The organism is Allokutzneria sp. A3M-2-11 16 (genome assembly GCF_024213555.1).
GTDB lineage: Bacteria > Actinomycetota > Actinomycetes > Mycobacteriales > Pseudonocardiaceae > Allokutzneria.
Genome location: NZ_JANAVO010000022.1, coordinates 21,812 through 44,331 on the forward strand (window position 1 = coordinate 21,812; position 22,520 = coordinate 44,331).

Annotated in this window: 22 protein-coding genes; 13 read left to right on the forward strand and 9 right to left on the reverse strand. The window is 69.6% G+C overall.

The features are described from left to right. Position 1: 1 nt before the first annotated feature. Positions 2–5,464, reverse strand: coding sequence for an ATP-binding protein (locus NLX83_RS38205; RefSeq protein WP_254240169.1), 5,463 nt, complete (start codon positions 5,462–5,464; stop codon positions 2–4). 271 nt (positions 5,465–5,735) lie between these two features. Further along, entirely contained in the window at positions 5,736–6,695 is a 960-nt protein-coding gene (locus tag NLX83_RS38210; protein WP_254240170.1) for a helix-turn-helix transcriptional regulator, read from the reverse strand. A 62-nt stretch (positions 6,696–6,757) separates the two neighbouring features. Between NLX83_RS38210 and NLX83_RS38215 the strand changes: the two genes are divergently transcribed. From NLX83_RS38215 to NLX83_RS38230, 4 genes are all read left to right on the forward strand, one after another. Further along, entirely contained in the window at positions 6,758–7,882 is a 1,125-nt protein-coding gene (locus tag NLX83_RS38215; protein ID WP_254240171.1) for an epoxide hydrolase family protein, read from the forward strand. Continuing rightward, the gene (locus tag NLX83_RS38220; RefSeq protein ID WP_254240172.1) at positions 7,879–8,940 is read left to right on the forward strand and encodes a winged helix DNA-binding domain-containing protein; all 1,062 of its coding nucleotides are present in this window, start codon (positions 7,879–7,881) and stop codon (positions 8,938–8,940) included. The genes NLX83_RS38215 and NLX83_RS38220 overlap by 4 nt, the downstream gene beginning before the upstream one ends. 320 nt (positions 8,941–9,260) lie before the next feature. Continuing rightward, entirely contained in the window at positions 9,261–10,385 is a 1,125-nt protein-coding gene (locus NLX83_RS38225) for an HNH endonuclease signature motif containing protein (protein WP_254240173.1), read from the forward strand. A gap of 201 nt (positions 10,386–10,586) precedes the next feature. Beyond that, on the forward strand, positions 10,587–11,135 hold the full coding sequence (locus NLX83_RS38230) for a DUF1062 domain-containing protein (RefSeq protein ID WP_254240174.1): 549 nt from the start codon (positions 10,587–10,589) through the stop codon (positions 11,133–11,135). A gap of 71 nt (positions 11,136–11,206) precedes the next feature. Here NLX83_RS38230 and NLX83_RS38235 read toward each other — a convergent pair whose 3' ends face one another. After that, entirely contained in the window at positions 11,207–12,157 is a 951-nt protein-coding gene (locus NLX83_RS38235) for an alpha/beta hydrolase (protein ID WP_305884229.1), read from the reverse strand. A gap of 68 nt (positions 12,158–12,225) precedes the next feature. Between NLX83_RS38235 and NLX83_RS38240 the strand changes: the two genes are divergently transcribed. After that, positions 12,226–12,675 carry a DinB family protein gene (locus tag NLX83_RS38240; protein WP_254240175.1) on the forward strand — a complete coding sequence of 150 codons (450 nt, stop codon included), beginning with the start codon at positions 12,226–12,228 and terminating at the stop codon, positions 12,673–12,675. 1 nt (position 12,676) lies between these two features. On the opposite strand, the gene NLX83_RS38245 is transcribed toward NLX83_RS38240, so the two are convergent. Then, entirely contained in the window at positions 12,677–13,528 is an 852-nt protein-coding gene (locus NLX83_RS38245; RefSeq protein WP_254240176.1) for a phytanoyl-CoA dioxygenase family protein, read from the reverse strand. Between the two features lie 65 nt (positions 13,529–13,593). Here NLX83_RS38245 and NLX83_RS38250 point away from each other — a divergent pair, with 65 nt between their 5' ends. Together NLX83_RS38250 and NLX83_RS38255 are read left to right on the forward strand one after the other, a co-directional pair. Continuing rightward, entirely contained in the window at positions 13,594–14,427 is an 834-nt protein-coding gene (locus NLX83_RS38250) for an AraC family transcriptional regulator (protein WP_254240177.1), read from the forward strand. A gap of 16 nt (positions 14,428–14,443) precedes the next feature. After that, positions 14,444–15,043: a TetR/AcrR family transcriptional regulator gene (locus NLX83_RS38255; protein ID WP_254240178.1), complete on the forward strand. Its 600-nt coding sequence runs from the start codon at positions 14,444–14,446 to the stop codon at positions 15,041–15,043. On the opposite strand, the gene NLX83_RS38260 is transcribed toward NLX83_RS38255, so the two are convergent. After that, positions 15,027–15,368, reverse strand: a complete 342-nt coding sequence (locus NLX83_RS38260) for a rhodanese-like domain-containing protein (RefSeq protein ID WP_254240179.1) — start codon at positions 15,366–15,368, stop codon at positions 15,027–15,029. The genes NLX83_RS38255 and NLX83_RS38260 overlap by 17 nt on opposite strands. Positions 15,369–15,479: 111 nt before the next feature. On the opposite strand from NLX83_RS38260, the gene NLX83_RS38265 reads away from it, so the two are divergent. Next, positions 15,480–15,983, forward strand: a complete 504-nt coding sequence (locus tag NLX83_RS38265) for an RICIN domain-containing protein (RefSeq protein ID WP_254240180.1) — start codon at positions 15,480–15,482, stop codon at positions 15,981–15,983. 43 nt (positions 15,984–16,026) lie between these two features. On the opposite strand, the gene NLX83_RS38270 is transcribed toward NLX83_RS38265, so the two are convergent. From NLX83_RS38270 to NLX83_RS38280, 3 genes are read right to left on the reverse strand one after another with little or no spacing between them, the layout of a single operon-like run. After that, positions 16,027–16,440, reverse strand: coding sequence for a YbjN domain-containing protein (locus tag NLX83_RS38270; RefSeq protein ID WP_254240181.1), 414 nt, complete (start codon positions 16,438–16,440; stop codon positions 16,027–16,029). Between the two features lie 9 nt (positions 16,441–16,449). After that, positions 16,450–16,638, reverse strand: a complete 189-nt coding sequence (locus tag NLX83_RS38275; protein ID WP_254240182.1) for a hypothetical protein — start codon at positions 16,636–16,638, stop codon at positions 16,450–16,452. A 45-nt stretch (positions 16,639–16,683) separates the two neighbouring features. After that, the gene (locus NLX83_RS38280; protein ID WP_254240183.1) at positions 16,684–17,259 is read right to left on the reverse strand and encodes a TIGR03086 family metal-binding protein; all 576 of its coding nucleotides are present in this window, start codon (positions 17,257–17,259) and stop codon (positions 16,684–16,686) included. Between the two features lie 68 nt (positions 17,260–17,327). Between NLX83_RS38280 and pdxR the strand changes: the two genes are divergently transcribed. The 4 genes from pdxR to NLX83_RS38300 all read left to right on the forward strand — a co-directional run bounded on the left by pdxR (position 17,328) and on the right by NLX83_RS38300 (position 20,839). Further along, positions 17,328–18,686 (forward strand): MocR-like pyridoxine biosynthesis transcription factor PdxR, encoded by a 1,359-nt coding sequence (gene pdxR, locus NLX83_RS38285; protein ID WP_254240184.1) that lies wholly within the window; start codon positions 17,328–17,330, stop codon positions 18,684–18,686. 178 nt (positions 18,687–18,864) lie between these two features. Next, positions 18,865–19,218, forward strand: coding sequence for an STAS domain-containing protein (locus tag NLX83_RS38290; protein WP_254240185.1), 354 nt, complete (start codon positions 18,865–18,867; stop codon positions 19,216–19,218). Positions 19,219–19,272: 54 nt separating this feature from the next. Continuing rightward, positions 19,273–20,001 (forward strand): ANTAR domain-containing protein, encoded by a 729-nt coding sequence (locus NLX83_RS38295; RefSeq protein WP_254240186.1) that lies wholly within the window; start codon positions 19,273–19,275, stop codon positions 19,999–20,001. A gap of 52 nt (positions 20,002–20,053) precedes the next feature. Next, positions 20,054–20,839, forward strand: a complete 786-nt coding sequence (locus tag NLX83_RS38300; RefSeq protein WP_254240187.1) for a GAF and ANTAR domain-containing protein — start codon at positions 20,054–20,056, stop codon at positions 20,837–20,839. On the opposite strand, the gene NLX83_RS38305 is transcribed toward NLX83_RS38300, so the two are convergent. Next, positions 20,820–21,755 carry an acyl-CoA desaturase gene (locus NLX83_RS38305; RefSeq protein ID WP_374118864.1) on the reverse strand — a complete coding sequence of 312 codons (936 nt, stop codon included), beginning with the start codon at positions 21,753–21,755 and terminating at the stop codon, positions 20,820–20,822. The two genes, NLX83_RS38300 and NLX83_RS38305, sit on opposite strands and share 20 nt — an antisense overlap. A gap of 384 nt (positions 21,756–22,139) precedes the next feature. On the opposite strand from NLX83_RS38305, the gene NLX83_RS38310 reads away from it, so the two are divergent. After that, a complete protein-coding gene (locus NLX83_RS38310) occupies positions 22,140–22,502 on the forward strand; it encodes a LapA family protein (RefSeq protein WP_374118863.1) in 363 nt (120 codons plus the stop codon). Positions 22,503–22,520 lie beyond the last annotated feature (18 nt).

Genomic DNA, 22,520 nt, shown 5'->3' on the forward strand with positions numbered 1-22,520 from the left:
GTCAGATCTTCATGCCGTGCTCGATCGCCTCGATGATCCGCGGCCGCAGCTCGGCGGCGCTGATGATGGCGTCGACGGAGCCGACCTCGACCGCGCGCTGGATGCTGTGCACGCGGTCGAACTCCGACGCCACCTCACCGAGCTTCTCGGCCCGGACCGAGGACTGGACCTCGGCGAGCTGCGCGGTGAGCGCGGCCCGCTCGGCACCGCTGGCCGCCGACACGCGGGCCTGCAGTTCGGTCACCCGCGGGTCGGTGGCGGTGCGGTTGTTCACCTCGCCGGAGAACACCACGGCCGCGGCCGGGGCGCCGCCGAGCACCGAGGCGAACGAGCCCTCCAGCGCCAGCACCGTCATGTTCGGGTTGAGCGCCTTGGAGAACACCACGAACGCGCCGCCGTGGTAGCGGGAGATCACGCAGAACACGATCGGCCCGTCGAAGTTGACGATCGCGCGGCCGATCTCCGCGCCGTACTCCAGCTGGAGCTTGCGCATCGACTCCGGTGAGCCGTCGAACCCGGACAGGTTCGCCAGCACCACCAGCGGCCGGTTGCCGGACGCGGAGTTGATCGCCCGCGCGGTCTTCTTCGACGACTGCGGGAACAGCGTGCCCGCGGTGTAGGTGTCCGGGCCGTCCGTGGGAGGGAAACCACGGCGCGGCACGGACTTCGACTCGATGCCGATCAGGCAGACCGGCCAGCCGCCGATGTGCACGTCCTGCACCGCGGAGGTGTCCGCGTCGGCCATGCCCGCCCAGCGCTCCAGCACCGGGTGGTCCTGGTCGGACAGCGCGCGCATCACCGTGCGGATGTCGAACGGCTTCTTGCGGTCGGGGTTGTGCTCGGCCGAGAAGATCTGGCCCACGGTGGCGAAGTCGCTACCGACGATCGCGTGCGGGAAGTCGGAGACGTCGCGGGTGACCGGGTCGTTCGTCTCGGCCTTGCGCGGCGCCGTCTCCCCGGGGACGACGTAGGTGTGGTCGTAGTGCGACATCAGCACGTCGCGGGCGCCCGCCAGGTTCGGCGCCCAGTACTGCGCCTGGCCGTTGGGGCCCATCACCCGGTCGTAGCCGCCGATGCCGAAGTTGTCCTCGGCCGAGACGCCACCGGAGAAGTCCAGCGACTGCTTGCCGGTGAGCACCATGGCGGAGTCCGGCGTCATCACCAGGATTCCCTTGGTGTGCATGAGCATCGTGGCTTCGGCGTTCCAGTACGGCTGGGCGCCCACGGTGATCCCCGCGACCACGATGTTGATCTCGCCGCCATCCTGGGTGAACGTGACGATCCGCTTGAGCGCGGCCGCGACCCAGTCCATGTTCTCGGTGCCCGAGCTCATCGAGATCCGCGCGCCCGCCGAGAGCGCGAACCACTCCAGCGGCACCTGCATCTTCTCGGCCAGGTCGAGCGCGGCGATGATCCGCGCGCACTCCGGCTCCGACAGCGCGCCGAGCGCCTTGGTCGGGTCGCCGAGCAGGATCACCCGGGTCACGCCCTCGGGATGCCGCTCGGTCACCGTCGTGACGACACCCGCCACGATCGCCGCGGTGTTCTTGCCCTTCGGGCGGTCCACCGGCACGAGAACGCTGTCCTCGTTGAGGTCGTGCTCGACGAAGCTGCCGAGCATGTCGGTCAGCTCGTACGGGTAGACGTTGCCGCGCCGCGCCGCGCGCAGCACCTTCTGCCGGTAGTCGTCCAGCGGCCGCACCGGCTCCGTCACCGGCTCCCCCACGTGCAGGGTGGCGCCGTTGCCCGGGTCGAGGGTGACCCGCGCGGCGACCTCGGTCAGCTCGCCGGTGGAGGTGCGCCTGCGCGCGATGAACTGGAGCTCCTCCAGTCCGGCGCCGGAGGTCGTCGGCAGGATGCGCCGCACCAGCGTGTCCAGCTCGTCGGTGGTCAGCTCGGTGGCCGGCCAGACGTACATCATGATCCGGTTGGTGTCGAAGCGCTTGTTCTGCGGGCGCTGCGCCTGGATGTTGCGGATCGCGTCGAGGCCCGCGTTGATCGCGTCCTCCACCGCGGGCAGCGCGACCAGGCGGCCGTCTGTCTCGCGCAGCGGCGTCAGGTCGCGGACCTGGCCGAGCGCGAACAGCCGCTCGTCGGCCGGGTTGCTCTTCGCCACCGCCTTGAAGAGGTAGATCTCCTCGTCGGAGGACGGCAGGCGGGTGAGGTCGAACTCGCGCAACCGCTCCAGCTGGAGGCGCTGCGCGATCTGCGGGTGCAGGCCGCGGATGAGGCGGTCCTCCTCACCGGCCCGCTGGAAGGTGAAGTGGTGGTGCATCACCGCGCCGCTGGTGCCCGCGACGGTCGCGGTGATCCGGCGGACGCCCACCGGCAGCGCGTGCCCGGCGAGCATTTCCCCGAGCCGCACCGCCATCGCGTCGGCGTCCGGCTGGTCCTCCCACGTCAGGTAGAGGTCGGCGACCAGCCCGTCCTCCGCCACGTCGGCCGCGAAGGTGCCGACCGCGCCGATGGCGTCGGACAGCGCCGCGATGTCGACAGCGGTGGTCACCACGCGAGTCACGCGGTCGGAGGTGGTGTGCTGGGCGGTGACGAAACGGCAGCCGGACGCGTCGAGCGCGGTCACCTCGGACAGGCCGCGGTTGCCGTAGTAGCGGCGGGTCACGACCTCAAGCAGCGGCGCGTGGTCGCAGCCCGCCCGGCCGATCCGCTGGCCGATGAGCCGCACCAACGGTTCCGCGCTGGCCACCATCGCCTGGATGCGGTCGGCGCGGTCCGGCGCGTCCGGGTTGCGGTCGAGGTAGCGCAGGTCGTTTCGCACGGCGGCGTAGACCTTGGCGCGAGCGCGGCGCAGCAGCGGCTGGGCGTACCAGCGGAACACCACACCGCGCGCCAGGTCGGAGACCGCGGGGAAGCGGATCTGCGTCGCCTGCACCAGGTGCTCCAGCGTCAGGCCGACGCGCTCGCGCATCGACTCCACCGGCGGCGAGCCCGCCAGCCACTGCCGCAGCAGCTCCGACACGACCGCGACATCGGTCGACATCCGTTGGTGCGCAAGGAAAATCCGGAAAACCGCGGACTCCAGCTCGGGCGTGCGGTCCAGCTCGGCGACGCCGTAGTGCGCCAGCACGCGCTTCAGCTTGTCCTGGAAGCCTTCCGGCAACCCGGCGCGCTCGACGTCGAGGCTCTGCAGGTAGCTGTGCAGGTACTCGCGCGGGCTGTGCACGGGGCTGCCCGGCTCGACCTCCAGCTCGTTGTTGGGCTTGTTCCGGCTCAGCTCCAGCAGATCGGCGAAGACCGTGAACAGCTCCAGCTCGCCCGGCGTGGGACGGGCGTCCAGCTCGGCGCGCGCGGCGACGTACCCGGTGAGCAGGCGCTTGCGGTCCTGCGGGTCGACGTCGAAGCCCAGCAACAGGCTGCGCAGGTCCTGAAGGCCGCGCTCGACGCGCTCGGCCGCGGGCAGGTCCGCCTGCTCGGGCAGGTCGATCTCGACCGTCTCGCCCGTGCCCTCGGCCTCCTCCTCCGCGTCTCCATCGGCCAGCGGCTCCAGGCGCATCAGCGGCGCGCCGGTCTCGACCTGGCTGCCCACCGAAACCGGGCACTCGCGGACCCGGGCGCGGAACGGCGCGCGCAGCACCGTCTCCATCTTCATGCTCTCCAGCACGAGGATCGGCGCGTCCGCGTCCACCTCGTCGCCGACCGCCAGCGGCGTGGCCACGACCAGCGCGGGCGCGGGCGAGCGGACGACACCGCCCTCGTCGCGGCTGATCCGGTGCGTCACCCCGTCGACCTCGACCAGGTGGATCGGCCCGTGCGTGGCGGAGATCAGCCGGAAACGGCGGCCGTTGACCACGATCTGGCCGGTATGCGCGTCGAAGCGGTTGACCTCGACGTCGGCCGGGTGCACGTCACCGCCGCCGGAAATCCCGACGCGGAAACGGTTCTGGCCGACGCGGGCCACGCTGACCCGGTAGCCGACGCCGCGGAGCTTGAGGTCCAGCGGACGGCCGCTCTCGTGCTGCACCTGCGGACGGCCGCCGTGCGCGGTGGACAGCAGCCGGTTGCGGCTGACCTGCTCCTCGTCCTGGTACGCCTCGATCGCGGCGGCGGCGAGGGCGACCGCGGAGTGCCGGTGGGTGACCAGGCGGCCCTCGGCGCGCACGCGGTCGATCCAGCCGGTGTCGGCGCTGGCGTCGATCACCTCGGGCTGGTCGAGCAGGTCGAGCACGAAGCTCTTGTTGGTCGCGCCGCCGTCGATGATCACGGTCGTCTCGGCCATGGCGCGGCGCAGCCTGCCAAGGGCCTCGTCGCGGTCGCGGCCGTAGGCGATGATCTTGGCGATCATCGAGTCGAAGTCGGCGGGGATGGTGTCGCCCTCGCTGACGCCGGTGTCCACCCGGATGCCGGGGCCCGCGGGCAGGACCAGCCGCGCGATGCGGCCGGGCGAGGGGGCGAAGTCGCGGTCGGGGTCCTCGGCGTTGAGCCGGGCCTCGACGGCGTGGCCGAGCTCCCGGGGCTGCTCGCCTTCGAGCCTGCCACCGCCCGCCACGTGCAGCTGGAGCTTGACCAGGTCCGTGCCGGTGGTGATCTCGGTGATCGGGTGCTCGACCTGGAGACGGGTGTTGACCTCCAGGAACGCGAACATCTTCTCGCCCGGGTGGTACAGGAACTCCACGGTGCACGCGCCGCGGTAGCCGACCTTGACGGCCAGCCGCTCGGCGGAGGACTTCAGCTCGGCGGTCTGCTCCGGGCCCAGCACCGGGGAGGCCGACTCCTCGATGATCTTCTGGTTGCGCCGCTGCACCGAGCAGTCGCGCACGCCAAGCGCCCACGCGGTGCCCTGGCCGTCGGCGATCACCTGGACCTCGACGTGCCGGGCGCCGGTGACAAGGCGCTCCAGGAAGACGATGCCGGAACCGAAGGCGCGCAAGGCTTCCTGGCTCGTGCGCTCGTACGCCTCCGCCAGGTCCTCACCGGAGGTGACCTTGCGGATACCGCGCCCGCCGCCGCCCGCGGTGGCCTTGAGCATCAGCGGGTAGCCGATCTCGGCGCCCGCGCGCAGCGCGTCCTCCAGGGTCGCGACCTCGCCGCGGCTCCACGGCGCGACCGGGACGCCGACCTCCTCGGCGATCAGCTTCGCGCCGATCTTGTCGCCGAGCTTGCGCATCGCGTCCGCGCTCGGCCCGACGAAGGTGACGCCGATCCGGTCGCACAGCTCCGCGAACGCGGGGTCCTCGGCGACGAAGCCCCAGCCGACCCACGCGGCATCGGCCCCGGTCTCCACCAGCGCGCGCTCCAGGACCGCGAGGTCGAGGTACGGGCGGGCCGACGCGGGGCCGAGCGAGTAGGTGAGGTCGGCCTCGCGGACGAACGTCGAGTTCCGGTCTGCGTCGGTGTAAAGCGCTACCGTCTCGATTCGCGTTCCGGTTTCGGCCGAAAGATCCCGGACCGCGTGGATGAGCCGCATCGCGGCCTCTCCACGATTGACGATGGCGACACGTCTGAACACCGGCTGAGCCTCCCAAGTACCAGCAAGCAGAAGGCGACGTCCGGGTTCCGGAGCGCCGCCTGCACCTGAGGTACACCCTGCTTGATTACCGCCGGGTACACCTATGTCCCGCATGGCGCATGCCGGAGCCGCTGCGTTGTGGGCCACCTACAAAAAAGACCCGGATGATCCCGCACGGCCGTCGTTTCCCGCATGGTCTACCACAATCCGTTCTCGCACCGTACGCGGCATCAGCGACTACGAATCGAAGGACTGGGGAATCGACCAGGGCTCACGGGTGGACGGCCCGCCGGTAGCGGTCGGACAACCGCCGCACCAGCTCGACCAGCTCCGGCGGCTCGGTGACGGTGAAGTTCAGGTCCAGCAGGCCGAGGTGCACGGCGAGGCTGTGCAGGCTGTCCGAGCCGGTGTGCAGCTCGCAGGTGTCCGCGTCGACCGCGCGCACGGTGCCGACCGCCGGGTTGATCTTCGCCGCGACGACCTCGGCGGCGGCGTGCACGGTGACCTTCGCGGTGTGCTGCCAAGCCGCGCCGGACACGCCGCGGCGCACGCGGTCCACCACGTCCTCCGGCAGCTCACGCCGCGCGAAGCGGGCACCGGTCGCGAAGGGCTCGGTCAGCCGGTCCACCCGGAAGGTCCGCCAGTCCTCGCGCTTGGCATCCCACGCGACGAGGTACCACCGGCGCCCCCAGTTCACCAGCTGATACGGCTCGACGAGGCGTGCGCTCGGTTCTCCGCCGTGGCCTTGATAGCGGAAGCGAAGTCGTTCGCCGTCCCGGCACGCGGCGGTCAGGGTCACCAGGATCTCGGAGTCCACGCGCGGTCCGGGCTCGTCCCTCGGCACGGCCACGGTGTAGTCCTGCAACGCGCTCACGCGGCGCCTCAGCCTCGTGGGAAGCACCTGCTCGACCTTGGCGAGGGCACGCAGCGCGGTCTCCTCCACGCCTGCGATCGTCCCGCCCGCGGCGGTGCGCAGGCCGATGGTCACCGCGACCGCTTCCTCGTCGTCGAGCAGCAACGGCGGCAGCTGCGCACCCGCGCCGAGCCGGTACCCGCCCGCCGAGCCGCGCGTGGCGTTGACCGGGTAGCCCAGCGCGCGCAGGCGTTCGACGTCGTTGCGCACGGTCCTGGTGCTGACCTCCAAGCGGTCGGCCAGCTCCGTCCCGGTCCACTCGCGGGGCGCCTGCAACAGGGAGAGCAGGCGCAGCAGTCGTGCCGAGGTCTCCAACATTTTTCCAGTCTGGCAGCCCATTAGGAACCGGATGTTCCTAATGGGTGCTTAGTGTCCTCCTCATGACCGAGACCAAGATGACCGAGATCAAGCCCTTCCGCTCCGAGATCCCCCAGACCGCCCTCGACGACCTGGCCGACCGGCTCGCCCGCGTCCGGTGGGCGGAGGAACTGCCCCGCGAGGAGGTCACCGACGGCGTCCAGCGCGGTCCCGTCGCGCCCGGCTGGGAGTACGGCGTGCCCGGCGAGTACGTGCAGCGCCTCGTCCGCTACTGGCGCGACGGCTACGACTGGCGGCAGTGGGAGGGTGCGTTGAACGCGCACCCGCAGTTCACCACCGAGATCGACGGGCAGAACATCCACTTCCTGCACGTGCGCTCGGCGCGGCCGGACGCCACGCCGCTGATCCTCACCCACGGCTGGCCGAACTCCGTGTTCGAGTACCTCGACGTGATCGAGCCGCTTCGCGAGGACTTCCACCTGGTGATCCCGTCGCTGCCCGGTTTCGGTTTCTCCGGGCCGACGCGCTCGCGCGGGTGGAACCGCCATCGCACCGCTCGTGCCTGGGCTTCGTTGATGCAGCGCCTCGACTACACGCGGTACGGCGCGCACGGCAACGACGCCGGTTCCTTCGTGACGCCCGAGCTGGGCCGGATTGCCTCTTCCAACGTGATCGGCGTGCACGTCACGCAGCTGTTCTCGTTCCCCTCAGGCGACCTGGAAGGCTTGTCGGAGAAGGAGTTGGCGTACGTGCAGTTCCTCTCGCAGTTCAACGACAACATGTCCGGCTACGCCAAGCTCCAGCAGACCGCTCCGCAGAACCTCGCGCACGCTCTGGCCGACTCCCCCACCGGCCAGCTGGCGTGGAGCGCGCAGTTGCTCGCGTCGACCAGCGACGACCACGTGCTCACCAACGCGACCCTGTACTGGCTGACCAACACCTCGGCGTCGTCGGCGCGGTTCTACTACGAGGACCACCACGCCTCGCACCCCACGGCGCCGACCACCGCGCCCACCGGCTTGGCGAGCTTCGCCCACGACTTCACGCCACTGCGCCGGTTCGCGGAGCGCGACCACAGCAACATCGTGTCCTGGAACGAGTACGACCGCGGCGGGCACTGGGCCACCCAGGACGCGCCGGACCTGCTCGTCGAGGACATCCGCGCGTTCTTCGGGAAGCTCGCATGACCCCGGTGCTCGGCCGCCGCGCGCTCAACCGCGCCACCCTGGAGCGGCAGATGTTGTTGCGGCGCACGCAGATCTCCGTCACCGCGGCGGTCGAGCACCTCGTCGGCATGCAGGCCCAGACCCCGCACACGTGGTACCTCGGGCTCTGGTCGCGCCTGGCCGGTTTCCAGCCCTCGGACGCTTCCGCGTTGCTGGAATCCGGTTCCCTGGTGCGCATCGTGCTGATGCGCGGCACGATCCACCTCGTCACACCGATCGACGCCGCCGCGTTGCGCCCTCTGGTGCAGCCCGTGCTCGATCGCGACCTCGCCACGAACACCCTGCACAGCAAACCGTTGGCGGGCTTGGACTTCTCCTCGTTGGCCGCCGTTGGGGAGTCCCTGCTCGCGTCTTCGGCCATGACCGCGAAGCAGCTCGGTTCGGCCTTGTCGCCCCACTTCCCATCGTGCCCGCCCGCTTCCCTCGCCTACGCCATCCGCAACCTGCTCCCCCTGATTCAGGTCCCCCCGCGTGGTCTGTGGGGCCGCAGCGGTCCGATCGCGCACCGCGTCCTGACTGCTTCGGGGACGTTGTCCTTGCCTTCCTTGGTGTTGCGGTACCTCGGCGCGTTCGGCCCGGCATCGGTCCTCGACGTGCAGAAGTGGTGCGGCCTGACCCGGCTCAGCTCCGTCATGGATGAGCTTCGGCCCCAGCTGATGGTGTTCCGCGACTCTTCCGGCCGCGAGCTGTTCGATCTACCCTCTTCTTGCCGCCCTGACCCGGAAACCCCTGCGCCGGTGCGGTTCCTGTACGACTTCGACAATGTGCTGCTGTCGCACGCTGATCGGAGCCGGGTGTTGACGGAGGACTTCTACCGGCAGGAGCGCCCGCGTCGGAACTTCGCACCGCAGGTGGTGTTGGTGGATGGCTTCAGCGCGGCTGAGTGGTCGTTGTCGGAGGGGGTGCTTTCCGTTCGGCCTTATCGGGGGTTGGACTGGGATTCTGTTGCGGCGGAAGGGCTTTTGATGCCTGGGGTGGAGTCGGTGGTTTTTGAGGGGTCAGCTGGGTTTTCGGCATGAGTGGGCTGGGCTTCCGGCTTGTGTGGCTGGGCTTCCAGCGGGGCTGGGCTTCCAGCTCGCGCCGGTACCAGCGGGGGTCGGCTTGACCTGGGGCCCCTTGCGCGTGCCCTTGGGCCTCTCAGGGGCACGGGGATGAAACCCCGGCCCTCGCGACAAGCGTATGGCACGCGCACCCCAGGTAAAGCCGACCGGTTTCGTTGGCGGATTTCTGTTGCTGGGACTTGCTTTTCTTGGCTCCTGGGTGGTGAAACCGTTGTGGGGCTTGGGAAGTTCACCCCTTAGAGCCATGATCACCTATCCTGACCAGCTAAAATAGAGACATGCCCCCTGTCGACATCGAAGACCACATCCTCGCCTCCTACATCGGAATCGGCGCCGCCATCGCGAAGTTCGACGAACTCGTGGCCGCCTTCTTCCACCAACTCAGTCCGCGTGATCAGCAGTACGCGGCCGACATCCTCATGCCGCTGCTGCGCGTCACCCAAGTCAAAGGCAACCGTCTGCTGGACCGGGCCTTGGACCTCGTCGCCCGACCGGCCGTGCTGGAAGCGTTGGCCGATGGACGTCTCGACGAGGGCAAGGCGTTGATGATCGTCGACCAACTCAGCGTCCTCACCGCAGTCGACGCCACCACCGCCGAACCCGCCCTGATCGCCCACGCCGCCGTCAACAACCACCCCGCCACCCAACGCTATGCCAAGCGCTACATCGCCAAACTCGACACCGAGGCAGCCCTGCGCCGCCACCAGGAGAAACGCAAACGGCGGTTGGTGGAGAAGTTCGTCCTCGATGACGGTATGTGCAGTCTGCGTCTGGTGCTGTCCGCCGTCGACGCAGCGTTGGCCTTCGACCGCATCGACAGGATCGCCCGGGCACTGCCCAAAGACGACCGCACCCTCGACCAGAAACGCGCCGACGTAGCGACGGACCTGTTTCTAGGCAAAGAAACCGCCGCACCCCAAGGCGAGGTCCGCGTGCACTTGACCATGCCCCTCACCACAGCCTTGGGCTTGACCAACGACCCCGTCGAACTCGCCGGATACGGACCCATCCCCGCCGAACTCGCACGCACCACCGCCGCCAACGGCATCTGGAAATGGATCAAGACCGACCCGATGACCGGCATCGCCGAACAGATCGGCAAAACCACCTACAAGCCCACCGCACAGATGCGTGAACTACTCCAGGCCCGCTACCCCACCTGCACCGCAGTCGGATGCAACCAGCCGTCGCACCGCTGCGACATCGACCACTGTTGTCCCTTTGACGGGACCAACACCACGATGCAGAACCTTCGACCGAAGTGCCGCCACCACCACAGGATGAAGCACGAATCCAACTGGCAGTGCGAAAACCTGGACGACGGACGACACATGTGGACCACACCACGAGGCAAGACCTACGAGACGGAAATGAAGCCCATCGCCGAACCCGCACCCTTCTGACACGCCTGGCGGTGAGGCGCGCGAAAACCAGTGGTACGGCACCACTGTGCGCCGTTACCGTGCCGCCGAGCCCAGTCGTCTAGTCAGGGACGTGCCGTTGTACGCCTAGTGAGACCTCCCGAGCGCTGATTCGTCGCGCGTCGCCCGTGTGGGCCGCGCTTCTTCTTGCTGCGGACTTCTCACAGAAATCGGTGTACTTCTGTGCTCAAAATCTGGGTGGTCGTACCCACCTGTCTTCCGCTCGTTCTCCGCCGGTGCCACACGTGCGGGTCCGAGCGCTTCCGGGCATCCGGGAAATTTCGCGTCAACGCGCACCACAAGCTCCTCGACGCCTGGCTGCTCGTGCTCTGCATCGCTTGCGGGGAAACGGCGAAGCTCACGGTCCTGGAGCGGGTGAACGTGCGCTCCGTACGACCCGAACTGCTGGATCGGTTGCACGACAACGATCCTGGGCTGGTGACGGAGCTGCTCCAGGACCCGGTGTTGCAGCGCCGCAACCGCATCGCCCTCGACTGGGACAACGCCTGGCGGCTGGACACCGGCGGAGCGGATCACCTGGACGGCGAGGTGGTCGACGTCGAAGTCCGCTTCGCGGCGCGGATTCCGGTCCGGCCGGTGCGACTGATCGCCGAAGGGTGCGGTCTTTCACGGGCGGAGGTGGAAAGGCTGATCACAGAAGGGAAACTCGTGTCGGCGGTCCGGCTGAGCGGCAAGCTCTCCGGCGACTTCACCTTCACCCTCAAGCGCTGAGCCAGGGGCCGGTCCGGCAGCACCCGCCGGACCGGCCCGGGCTAGCCCGCCGCGATGACCTCGACCGGCTTTCAGGACTTGCGCAGCCGCGCGATGATCCCGTCGAGGTCGCGGATCATCAGGTGCTCGCGGACGAAGTGGCCGCCGGGCTCCTCGTACCACTCGTGCTGGATGCCCGCGTTGTGCAACAGGGAACGGAACTCCCGCTGCCCGGCGAGCACCTGGGTCTCGTTGACGGTGTCGAACCAGTTGACCGGGTCGGGACTGGTCCCCGCCACCAGGAAAACCCGCTTGTTGCGGTAGCTCTCCACGCGCTGGCACGGGTTGTCGGCGTTGACCCTGGCCTCGTCCCACAGCGGGGCGCCGTAGACCGTGCCGCCGCCGAGGTCGACCGCGGCCGAGGACAGGTTCGCCCAGTGGGTGACGAGCCCGCCGTCGCGGCGCATGCTGGCCGGGCCGGAGTGGGAGCTGACCGACGCAAAGTGCCCGAAGTACTTGGCGGCGTACTTCAGCGCGCCGAACCCGCCCATGGAGAACCCGGCGACCGCGCGGCCGTTGTACTCGGCGAAGGTGCGGAAGGTCGAGTCGATCCACGGCAACAACTGTCCAATGTGGAATGTCTCCCAGTTGCGCGGCCCGGTGTTGGAGCTGACCGGGTTGGAGTACCACCCGGCGTGCCCGCCGTCCGGCATCACCACGATGATCGGCTTGCCCGCGGTCCACCTGCGGACGCCGAGCCGGTCGAAGGTGATGAAGTCCTGGTCGTGGCCGCCGCCGTGGAACAGGTAGAGCACGGGGTACCGGCGGCCGCTGTTGTGGTAGCCGTCGGGCAGCAGCACGTTGACCGCGGGCTCCCAGCCGATCGCGTCGGTGGCGAAGCGGTAGTACCACATCCGCGGGTCGCGCTCATCGCGCTGGGTGACGCGCAGGCCGGGCGCGGCGGCGGCCGTGCCGGCTCCGCCGAGGGCCATCGCCGCGGCGAGGCCACCCGCGGCCTTCAACAGGTTTCTCCGACTGCTCAACGTGAACCTCCTAGGGCGCTGCGCGACCGTAGCCACCCCCGCTGAAATCCGAGTGAAATACTCGGCGGGTGAAGACCGAGATCGAAGCGTTCATCGACGAGCACCGCGCACTGCTCAACGCCTGCCTGGACGGGCTGACCGAAGAACAGGCGCGGCGCTCACTCGTCGCCTCGCGCACGACGTTGCTCGGCCTCGTCAAGCACGCCACGTTCGTCGAGAAGGTCTGGTTCAACGAGGGGATCACGTGCCGCCCCCGCACGGAACTCGGCCTCCCGGCCACTCCGGACGAGTCGTTCATCCTGACCGACGAGGACACGATCGAGACCATCCGCGAAGCCCACCGCGAAGCGTGCGAGGAATCCCGCCGCGCGACCGCGAATCTCCAGCTCGACTACATGCTGCTGGGCAACCGGCGCGGACCGCTCCCGCTCAGCTGGGTCTACCTGCACGTGCTCCGGGAGCTGGCGCAGCACTGCGGCCACGCGGACATCCTGCGCGAGCAGATCACCAAGGGTTGAGTCACCGGTCGCATCCGCCGTCGCGGTCCTTGCGCAGATAGGGGTGCACGATGTCCGGCGTTCCCTTGTAGGCGTAGGGATCGTGGCCCGCGACGAGCATGATGTCGCGGTGGTCGTACTTCCCGATGTGGACGCCTTCCGGGAGCGGACCGCGCCAGGGCAGCAGGGACTCCGCGCTCATGTAGTGGTTGACCAGCGCCCGCCGGAAGCCACCCGGGCGGGTGTTCGGCAGTGACAGGTGCAGCAGATATCCGTTGAACACCACCACTGATCCGGCGTCGAGCTCCACGGGGACCGCGTCATTCTGGGAGTAGGGGAAGTCGTACGCCTCGATCGCGCAGTCGAACCGCGGGTCGTCGTGTTCCCGGTCCGGGTAGAGCACGCCCGCTCGGTGCGAGCCGGGCAGCACCCACAGGCACCCGTTGTCCACGGCGGCGTCGTCGAGCGCGATCCACACGCCGGTCAGCGAGCGGTCGCGGGTCGGGATGAAGTGCTCGTCCTGGTGCCACGCCTGGCCCGCCTTGCCCTCCGACTTCATGTACAGCATCGACTGCATCGCCTTCACGTTCGGCCCGATCACCCGGGTCAGCGCGGAGACGACGCTCGGTTGCCGCATCGCGTCGCGCAGGACCTTTGAGATCTTGTGCGGGAAGTTGATCGCGACGTAGCGGCGCATCGCCTCCTCGTCGGACAGATCAGGGCTGGCCGGTTCAAGACCACCGACCGCGCCCCGCTCACCCCGGCAGATCGTGGCGGTCTCGGCGAGCAGGCCCTGCACGTCCTCCGCGCTGAAAGCGTTGCGCAGAACGACATATCCTTGTTCGGCGTACTGATCCAGGTCCACATTCGTCATGCGATGACTCTCGCCCGGCGACGCGAACGGTTCCATGGGCGAGCCGCACGTGGGATTGTCTGATCGTGACAGGAATCGCGGTGGGCAAGGTCGGCTCGGCCGTCTACCTGCCCGGGGCGACGGTGGGCCCGCGAAGGCTCACCGAGTTCCAGTTCGTGTGGATTCTGCGCGGCAGCGCGCGGTGGCGGTCCCCGAGCGGGACAACGGAACTGCGGCCCGGTCAGCTGCTGCTCGTCCGTCCGGGCACGCCGGACTTCTGGCTGTGGGACCGGCACGAGCCGACCACGCACGGCTACGCGTACTTCGACTTCACCGGATCATGGCGCCCCAGCCCCGAATCCGGCTGGCCCGTGCTCCGGTCGACGGACGGGGACGATCCGCTGCGCTCCGTCCTGCGCTACCTGCTGCGACAGGACAGCGACAAGATCGTCGCGGCGGAGCTCGTCCGGTGCGCGCTCGTGCTGTTCACCCATCGCGCGGGTGTGCACGATCCGAACTCGCCCGCGGCCGTGGACGCGGTCATCGAGCACGTCTACCGGGCCTGGACGCCGTCCGGGATCGCGCGTGCGCTGAGCCTGCGCGAACTGGCGTCGGCCGCCGCGGTGTCCACCGGTCACCTGTCCAGGGTCTTCCGCGACCACTTCGGCGTCGGGCCCATCACGGCGATCGAGCTGCTCCGGCTCGCGCGGGCGGCGACGCTGCTGACGGAGAGCGATCTTCCGCTCGCGGCGGTCGCCAGATCCTGTGGTTTCGCCGATCCCGGCCACTTCTCCCACCGCTTCCGCCGGGCGTACCACCTGCCGCCGGGGCAGTACCGCCGCGCCGCCGACGCGCCCGACCCGTCGGCTCTGCTCGCCACGAACGGGCTGTTGCCGCTCGCGGCCCGCCTGCTCCCCTGACTACAGTCCTGACGCTGTGGACGAAGGGACCCTGCCGCGCTTCGGCGAACCGCCGAGGGAACGGGCCGACGCGGCGCGCAACCGGCTGAAGATCCTCGACGCGACGGCGCGGCTGTTCGCCGAGCACGGCGTCGCCGGGGTGTCGATGGACCAGATCGCCACCGAGGCCAAGGTGGGCAAGGGAACCCTGTTCCGGCGCTTCGGCGACAAGGCCGGGCTCGCCGCCGCCCTGCTCGACGCGCGCGAACGCGACCTCCAGGAGGCGATCCTGTCGGGTCCCCCGCCGTTGGGGCCCGGAGCGCTTCCCGGAGATCGCCTGGTCGCGTTCGTCTCCGCCTACGCCGGGTTCCTGGACGACAACCTGGACCTGGTGCACCTGTCGGAGACCGCGAGCCCTGGCGCCCGCTACCGCATCGGCGCCTACGCGTTCTGGCACCAGCACGTCCGGCTGCTGCTGGCCGAGGCGCGCCCCGAGCTCGACGCCGAGCACATGGCCCACGCGTTGCTGGCGCCCCTGGCCGCGGACCTGTGGCAGGCCACCCGGTCGTTGTCCGCCGAGCGCGCCCGCCACGGTCTGGAACAGCTCGTCCGGCTCGTCCTCAGCGGGAAGACCTGACGCCCGTCTCGGTCGGCAGACCCGCGGCCACCCAGTCCTGGATGCCCTCGCGGTACTTCCGGACGTCGGTGTAGCCCAACGCGGTCAGCCGCTCCGCCACCTGTCCGCTGTTCGGGCAGGTCGGTCCCGTGCAGTAGGTGACGATCGGGGCGTCGCGGTCGGGCAGCAGCGCGGCCGCGCCGTCCTCGACCTCCGACAGCACCAGCGGCACGGCGCCGGGCAGGTGCTGCTTGGCGTAGTACTCGCCGCCGAGCGTGTCGACGACCGTGACGGTGCCGTCCTCGATGGCGGCCCTCAGTTCCTCGCGCGAGATCAGCGCTGTCATGGCACTACCTCCACTTAACCGGACTCCAGTCCGCTACAGCGAACAATACGGACCGTGGTCCGATTTTCCAAGCCGTGACGGCGGGCCGATCCTTCGGTGATCATGTGGTGTATGTCGCGCAAGGGGCTCGTGGTCGTCGGGGCGGTCCTGCTCGGCACCGGCGTGGGATGGCTGACCGCGTGGTTGCTGAGCAAGACCGCCGACGACGACGGCGCGGGGATCGCCAACGTGCTGGCGCTGCCGGTGGGCGCGCTGAGCTTGATCGTCGGAGTCTTCTCACTGGTGGCAGCGCGGGCGAACCTGGTCGCACGGCCGAACCCACCGGTGCGAGCCGGTGCGGCCTATCGGATCGTGGCCAAGCACAGCGGCCTGGTGCTCGACGTGCTCCACGCGCGCAAGGACAACGGGACTCCGATCATCCAGTGCGACTGGCACGGCGGCGCCAACCAGAGGTTCGAGTTCGTCGACCTCGGCGACGGCACCTACCGGATCGTGAGCCTGCACAGCGGCCGGTGCCTCGACGTGCTCGGGGTCTCGACGGACATCGGCGCGAAGCTGGTCCAGTTCGACTGGCACGGCGGTGGCAACCAACGCTTCCTGGTCATCCCCGCCTGACGCGCGGCGGTGACCAGTGGAACTGGTGGACCTGTGACCCGGTTCAGTACTCGTCGCCGCCGACGAACTTCTCCTCCAGCTGGTCGGCCGTGCCGACGACCAGTTCGAGCGGATCGTCGAACTCGTTGGGGTCCAGGTTGACCAGCGGGAGCGAGTGCCGCACGACGACGTGATCACCGATGATCGCCGCGCCGCCCGCGACGGTGGTGTGCCCGACCTCTTCGAGGAAGCGCTGGAGGTCGATCTCCGAGACCAGGCCGCAGGGCGAGACGATCTGCACCCACTCGTGCTTGCCGTCGAGGATCTCGCGGTGGATGACGACGACCTGCTCGCGCTCCTCGCCCAGCTCCTCGAACTGCGACTCGAAGCGGTAGAGGATCCGGATCTCCCCGTCCTCCTCGCTGATCACTCGATACGCAGCCTTCACATACCGCACCAGGTCAACCCACGTGGCCATTGATCAAGACTAGGGCGAGCGGACCGCGGCGGTCAGCCACCGTCGGGCTTCCGGCCAAATGTCAGCCTGATCGTGAACGGTCGTCCACCACCTCGTCACCCGCGTGACGCCCCGGCGGCGGTGCTTCCGCATGATCGCGACGTGCGCGGGCAGCCGGATGAACCCCTGCACGGCCCGCTCGTCGGACCACACCGCCACCGAGCCGACCCGCTTCGTCAGCGGGCCCGGGAGTCCAGCTCGTCCTCACGCGGGCCGCCTGCCGAGCAGGGCCAGCAGGCGGTGCGACGGCGAAGCGCCCTCGGGAATGCCGATCACCTGGCCGAATCCCGTTCCGGGACCGCGGTCGTCGGCCGGGACCTTCGCGGCGACGCGCAGCCCGGCCGCGACCATCTCGTCGTCGGGTTCCCAAGCCACACCAATGGTTGTAGCGACGTCCCACGCATGGGCGACGAAGTCGACGAAGTGGAAGGACATCGCGACGCGCCCCGGGAAGGTCATGTCCTCGCGCACCTCGGGCAGGGTGAACGGCCGTTCGAGCACGCCGTCCTCGGCGAACGCCGCGGTGACCGCCTCCGCCGATGCCGTGTAGGCGCCGTACGGGTCGTCACCGAGGTCGCCACGGCGCCAGGTCATCAGCGGCCCGCCCTGCCCGCGCGCGGCGGCCGAGAACCCCTCGTTCTGGCAGACGAGGTGGCGGAGCAGGCCGTACAGCGTCCAGTCCGGGCACGGCGTGGGCAGCGCCAACTGGTCGGACCGAACGTGCTTGATGATCTCCCCGGTCAGCGCGAGGGCGCGGCGGTCGAGTTCCCGGATGTCCATGCCGAGGAGCCTAGGAACAGAATCGGCTCAGTACGAGATCCAATATTCACGAAGTACATTGGGCCAATATGGACGTGCACATCAGCCTCGACGGGCGCCGTGACCTGTCCGGCCAGATCTACCGGCAGCTCCGCGCAGCGATCCGCGACGGCCGGTTGCGGCCGGACGACGCGCTGCCGCCGACGCGCGAACTGGCCCGCCGCCTCGACGTCGCGCGCAACACGGTGAGTGTCGCCTACGACCGTCTGATGGGCGAGGGCTACCTGACCGGCCGCGTCGGCTCCGGCACGTTCGTCAGCGAAGCCGGGACACCCGCGCACGCGGTCACCCAAGGTTCAGCGCTGCGGCCACGACCGGTCTGGGACTCCATCGCCCCGTGGCCTTCCCAGGACACGGCTCCGGTCACCTACGACTTCCGCGTGGGCGTGCCGGACACCGGGCTGTTCCCGCACGCGACCTGGCGGCGGATGCTCGGGAGCGAACAGCACGGCTACGGAAATCCCGTGGGGCACAAGGGATTGCGGGCGGCGATCGCCCGGCACATCGGAGTCTCCCGCGCGGTCCGGACCGGCCCCGGCGACATCGTGATCACCAGCGGCATCCAGCAGGCGCTGGACCTGATCTGCCGGGTGATGCTCGAACCCGGGGACCGCGTCGCCGTCGAAGATCCCGGCTACCCTCCCGCCCATCTGCTGTTCCGGTCGCTGGGCGCGGACGTCGTGCGCGTTCCCGTCGACGACGAGGGACTGTGCGTGGATGCCTTGCCGCCCAACGCTCGCATCGTCTACGTGACGCCGTCGCACCAGTTCCCGCTCGGCGTGCCGATGTCGTTGCGGCGGCGCACGGCACTGCTCGACTGGGCGCGGCGGCACGAAGCGCTGGTGATCGAGGACGACTACGACACCGAATTTCGCTTTGGTGGCAGGCCGATCGAGCCCTTGCAGAACCTGGACAGCTCCGGGCACGTGGTCTACGTGGGCTCGTTCTCCAAGACCATGCTGCCGTCGCTGCGCATCGGTTTCCTGGTCGCGCCCGCGCCGCTGCGGCAGGCGTTGCGGGCGGCCAAGTACGTCAGCGACTGGGCCAGTCCGATGGGCACGCAGGCCGCGCTGGCCCGCTTCATCGACGAGGGCCTGCTGGCCCGGCACATCCGCCGGATGAGGCGGGAGTACCAAGCGCGGCACGAACTCCTCACCACCAACCTCCCGAGCTGGCTCACCCTCGTCCCCTGCGCGGCCGGGCTGCACGTGACCGCGCTCGCCAAGGACGACCCCGCCCCGGCGGTCACCCGGATGCGTGCCGCCGGGGTGGCGATCATGACGCTGGCCGAGTGCTCCAGGAGCGAGTCGGCAGCCCCCGGCCTGGTCTTCGGCTACGGCGCGATCACCTCCACCGGCATCGCGAAGGGACTTGAGCTCGTGCGGTGACGTCCTTGTGCCCGGTGCTCAAAGGCGACTACGGTGAGTGTTCCACTTCTTCCGCCCGCCTGGTCCCAGCGGACGTCACGGCTTGGCGAGGAGAGTCTCCGTGAACACCACGATCCGGTCTTCACAGTTTCCGTCCAAGCGATCCCCCCGACCCGCCCACGCCGTCACGCATCTCCGCGTGACCAGCCGCGCGATGCCGCCGAGGACGGTCGTGGTCGCCGCGGTGGGCGAGGTCGACATGTCCAGCGCTCCACTGCTGCGGACGTGCCTCCACGAGGAGATCCGTCCCCACGGTCCGAACCTGGTCGCCGACCTCACCGGGTTGGTCTTCTTCGGTGCTGCCGGCATCACCGTCCTGGCGATCACCCTGCGCCACGCGGGTGCGGCGGGAATCCGGTTCTCCGTGATCGCCAGCTCCGAGACGGTGGTGAACCCACTGCGGATCACCGGCATGCTCTCCGTGATCGACGTGTACTCCGAACTCGGCCGGATCCCGGCGCGGGAAACAGCTCCGCCCTCCGCTCCGGAATGACCGGACGAAGACCGACAACGCCGCGGTGCCGTGCCGGAGGGATGGGCGACTGCCATGACGCTCTCGCCCGACGGCGCTGACCGCTATGCCCGGGTGCGGGCTTGGATCGAGGCGCAGTCCGGCGGAGCCGATTCGGCCGTGTCGCTGGCGGCACTGTGCGAGACCGCGTCCCTGCGGTTGGGAATGGGCGGCGCCGCGGTGACGGTGGAGACGTCCCGGGGGTGGGCGGAGACCCGGTATTCGACGGGCGACATGGCACGGCGGTTGGTGGAACTCCAGGTCACCGTTGGCGAGGGCCCGTGCCTGGACGCGACGCGGACGGGCGGGCCGGTGCTCGTCTCGGACCTGGGCTCCCTTTCCTGCCAGCGTCGCTGGCCGCTGTTCGCGCCGCTCGCGACGGAGGCGGGGGTGAGCGCGCTGTTCGCGTTGCCGCTGCGGGTCGGCTCGATCCGGGGCGGCACGCTCGTGCTGCACCGGGCGGTGGCGGGCGCGCTGAGCGGAGGACAGCTGGCGGACGCGCTGACCTTCACCGAGCTCGCTCTGCGGTTCCTGCTGGACGGGCACGCGGGAGCGGTGGAGGACGGCGCCGACTGCCTCCCGCTGCACGACCCGCAGCTGCACCAGGCGACCGGGATGATCGCCGCGCAGCTGGACACGGGGATCGACGAGGCACTGTCCCGCCTGCGCGCCCACGCGTTCGCGACCCGGCGACCGCTCGCGGACCTGGCGGCCGACGTCGTGGCCCGTCGCGTCACTTTCGACCCATCCGAGGAGGCGACATGACCGTCATCGGCATCGCTGCCCTACTCTGGGGGAGCCGGTGGAGGTGAGCGCGGTGGGTGATGACCGGCTCCTGGCGACGTTCGTCGAGCTGGCGGACACGCTGATCGACGACTTCGACGTGATCGACTTCATGCACCTGCTGGTGGAACGGTGTGTCGAGCTCCTCGACATCGACGCCGCCGGGCTGCTCCTGGCCGACCAGCGCGGCCACCTGCGACTGATCGCGAGCTCCGACGCCCAGGTGCGGTGGCTGGAGCTGGTGCAGCTGCAGAACGACGAGGGCCCGTGCCTGGAGGCCTTCGCCGCCGGCGACCACGTCGGTCACCCGGACCTGCGCACCGCGGGCGAGCGCTGGCCGCGCTTCACCGTCGCCGCGCTCGAAAGCGGGTTCGTCGCGGTGGACGCCCTGCCCATGCGCCTGCGCGGACAGGTGATCGGCGCGCTCAACCTGTTCCGCTCCGGTACGGGTGACCTGCCCGGCACCGCACTGAGCACCGCGCGGGCACTGGTCGACGTGGCCACCATCGGGTTGCTCCAGGAACGGTCCATCCGGAACCAGGAGATCCTGACCGAGCAACTGCAGATCGCGTTGAACAGCCGGGTCGTCATCGAACAGGCGAAGGGGTTCCTCGCCCACCGCCTGAACATGGACATGGACAGCGCCTTCACCGTCCTGCGCCGCTACGCGCGGGCGCACAACCTGAAACTGGCCGAACTCTGCACCGCGGTCGTCGACAGGACCATCGACGCCCACACCCTGGCGTCCTCGGCAGCCATCCGCCGCGACCAGCTCTCCCCTGGGAGAGAAGGGGAACGCCTCAGGCCGCGCGCGACCTGAGCTTGCGCGCCAGGCGTTGCGGCCTCGGCCACCGGACCCTGGTCGCCCAGCCCGCCTTCTCCAGCGCCCAGATCACCCGGGCCGAGATGTCCACCTGGCCCCTGCGGACGCCGTGCCGGGCACACGTGGGATCGGCGTGGTGCGAGTTGTGCCAGGACTCGCCCATGGACACGATGGCCAGCGGCCAGAAGTTGGCGGAGCGGTCCCTGGCCTCGAAGGGGCGGTCACCGATCAGGTGGCAGATCGAGTTCACCGACCAGGTCACGTGGTGCAGCACCGCGACGCGCACCAGGCCCGCCCAGAAGAACGCGGTCACCGCTCCCCACCAGCTCCACGTGATGAGCCCACCGGCCACGGCGGGGGCGAACAGGGTCAGCGCGCTCAGGGCCGGGAACCACCGGTTGATCCGCCGGAGGTCGGCGTCGGCGAGCAGGTCCGGCGCGAACCGCACGGCGTTGGTGTGGTCCCGCTCGAAGAGCCAGCCCATGTGCGCGTGCCAGAACCCCTTGGCCAACGCGCCCGCCGAGGAGCCGAAGCGCCACGGCGAATGCGGATCACCCTCACGGTCGGCGAAGGCGTGATGACGGCGGTGATCGGCGACCCACGCAATGACCGGCCCCTGGAGCGCCATGCTCCCCACGGCGGCGAGTGCGATCCGCAGACCGCGGTTGGCGGTGAACGCCCCGTGGGTGAAGTAGCGGTGGAAGCCGACCGTGACGCCGAGGCAGGTCAGAGCGTAGAAGGCCACGGCGAGGCCGACGTCCACCCAGCCAAGCCCCCATCCCCATGCGAACGGGACCGCCGCGCACAGGGCGAGGGCGGGGACCAGGACGAACAACTTCACCAGCAGCAACTCGCCCGTGGACTTCTGACCGGCGAGAACCGGCTCGGTGGTGCGAGGCCGTGCGGACACCATCTGACTCATGCGGTCGTGCCTCCGAAACGTGCGGTGATCTGGTCTCCGCCGCCGGGGTCTCGAGCGATGGCTGTGTTTCCTGACTACCCCGCGCGGGTGTCTGCAAACGTTCGCAGCTGTTCCGCGGGCAGATAGCACGGCGATCGCGGTGCGTCCCTCATCTCCCTGTGCGGAAGACACGCCGCGAACCGCGTCGACACACACAGCACATCGTTCCGCCGAACTACTCAGAATGGTTGCGGGACAAGGGAATCTGTCCTGGCGGGGCGGACTGCCCGCCGGTCGCGCTGTCCTCGACCCCCGCTGCGCTGCCCAGCCTGCTGGAGGTCGCCCACCCGCGGCGCTGACATGCGAACGTGCTGGGGTGCGCCGATACTGACTCGCGTGAGCACTCCCCGTGACGATCGCGTCGACCTCCCACCCCCGACCCAACCCATCCCGGGTCCCGCCGCACCCCCTCCGGTGCCGGGTCCGGGGACGACGGAGCCCGCTGGCAAGCCGCGGCCGACCCGGATCAGCGGTACCTGGGTCGCCATCCTCGTGGCTATCGTCGTACTGATCTTCCTGCTGGTGTTCATCCTCCAGAACCTGACCGACGTGACGATCCACTTCCTCGGCGCGTCCTTCACCTGGCCCCTCGGCGTCTCGTTGTTGTTCGCCGCGATCGCCGGCGCGGTGCTCGTGGCCCTGGTCGGCGCAGCCCGAATCCTCCAATTGCGTCGTCAAGCCAAGCGAGTGACGCACTAGTTCGGTGCGCGCTCGCGC

Coding starts and splice junctions, on each gene's coding strand:
- NLX83_RS38210 (WP_254240170.1), bottom strand. CDS start 6,695: ATGTTGGAGACCTCGGCACGACTGCTGCGCCTGCTCTCCCTGTTGCAG.
- pdxR (WP_254240184.1), top strand. CDS start 17,328: ATGGACGTGCACATCAGCCTCGACGGGCGCCGTGACCTGTCCGGCCAG.
- NLX83_RS38305 (WP_374118864.1), bottom strand. CDS start 21,755: ATGGTGTCCGCACGGCCTCGCACCACCGAGCCGGTTCTCGCCGGTCAG.
- NLX83_RS38295 (WP_254240186.1), top strand. CDS start 19,273: ATGACGCTCTCGCCCGACGGCGCTGACCGCTATGCCCGGGTGCGGGCT.
- NLX83_RS38245 (WP_254240176.1), bottom strand. CDS start 13,528: ATGACGAATGTGGACCTGGATCAGTACGCCGAACAAGGATATGTCGTT.
- NLX83_RS38220 (WP_254240172.1), top strand. CDS start 7,879: ATGACCCCGGTGCTCGGCCGCCGCGCGCTCAACCGCGCCACCCTGGAG.
- NLX83_RS38280 (WP_254240183.1), bottom strand. CDS start 17,259: ATGGACATCCGGGAACTCGACCGCCGCGCCCTCGCGCTGACCGGGGAG.
- NLX83_RS38270 (WP_254240181.1), bottom strand. CDS start 16,440: ATGGCCACGTGGGTTGACCTGGTGCGGTATGTGAAGGCTGCGTATCGA.
- NLX83_RS38225 (WP_254240173.1), top strand. CDS start 9,261: ATGCCCCCTGTCGACATCGAAGACCACATCCTCGCCTCCTACATCGGA.
- NLX83_RS38260 (WP_254240179.1), bottom strand. CDS start 15,368: ATGACAGCGCTGATCTCGCGCGAGGAACTGAGGGCCGCCATCGAGGAC.
- NLX83_RS38265 (WP_254240180.1), top strand. CDS start 15,480: ATGTCGCGCAAGGGGCTCGTGGTCGTCGGGGCGGTCCTGCTCGGCACC.
- NLX83_RS38215 (WP_254240171.1), top strand. CDS start 6,758: ATGACCGAGACCAAGATGACCGAGATCAAGCCCTTCCGCTCCGAGATC.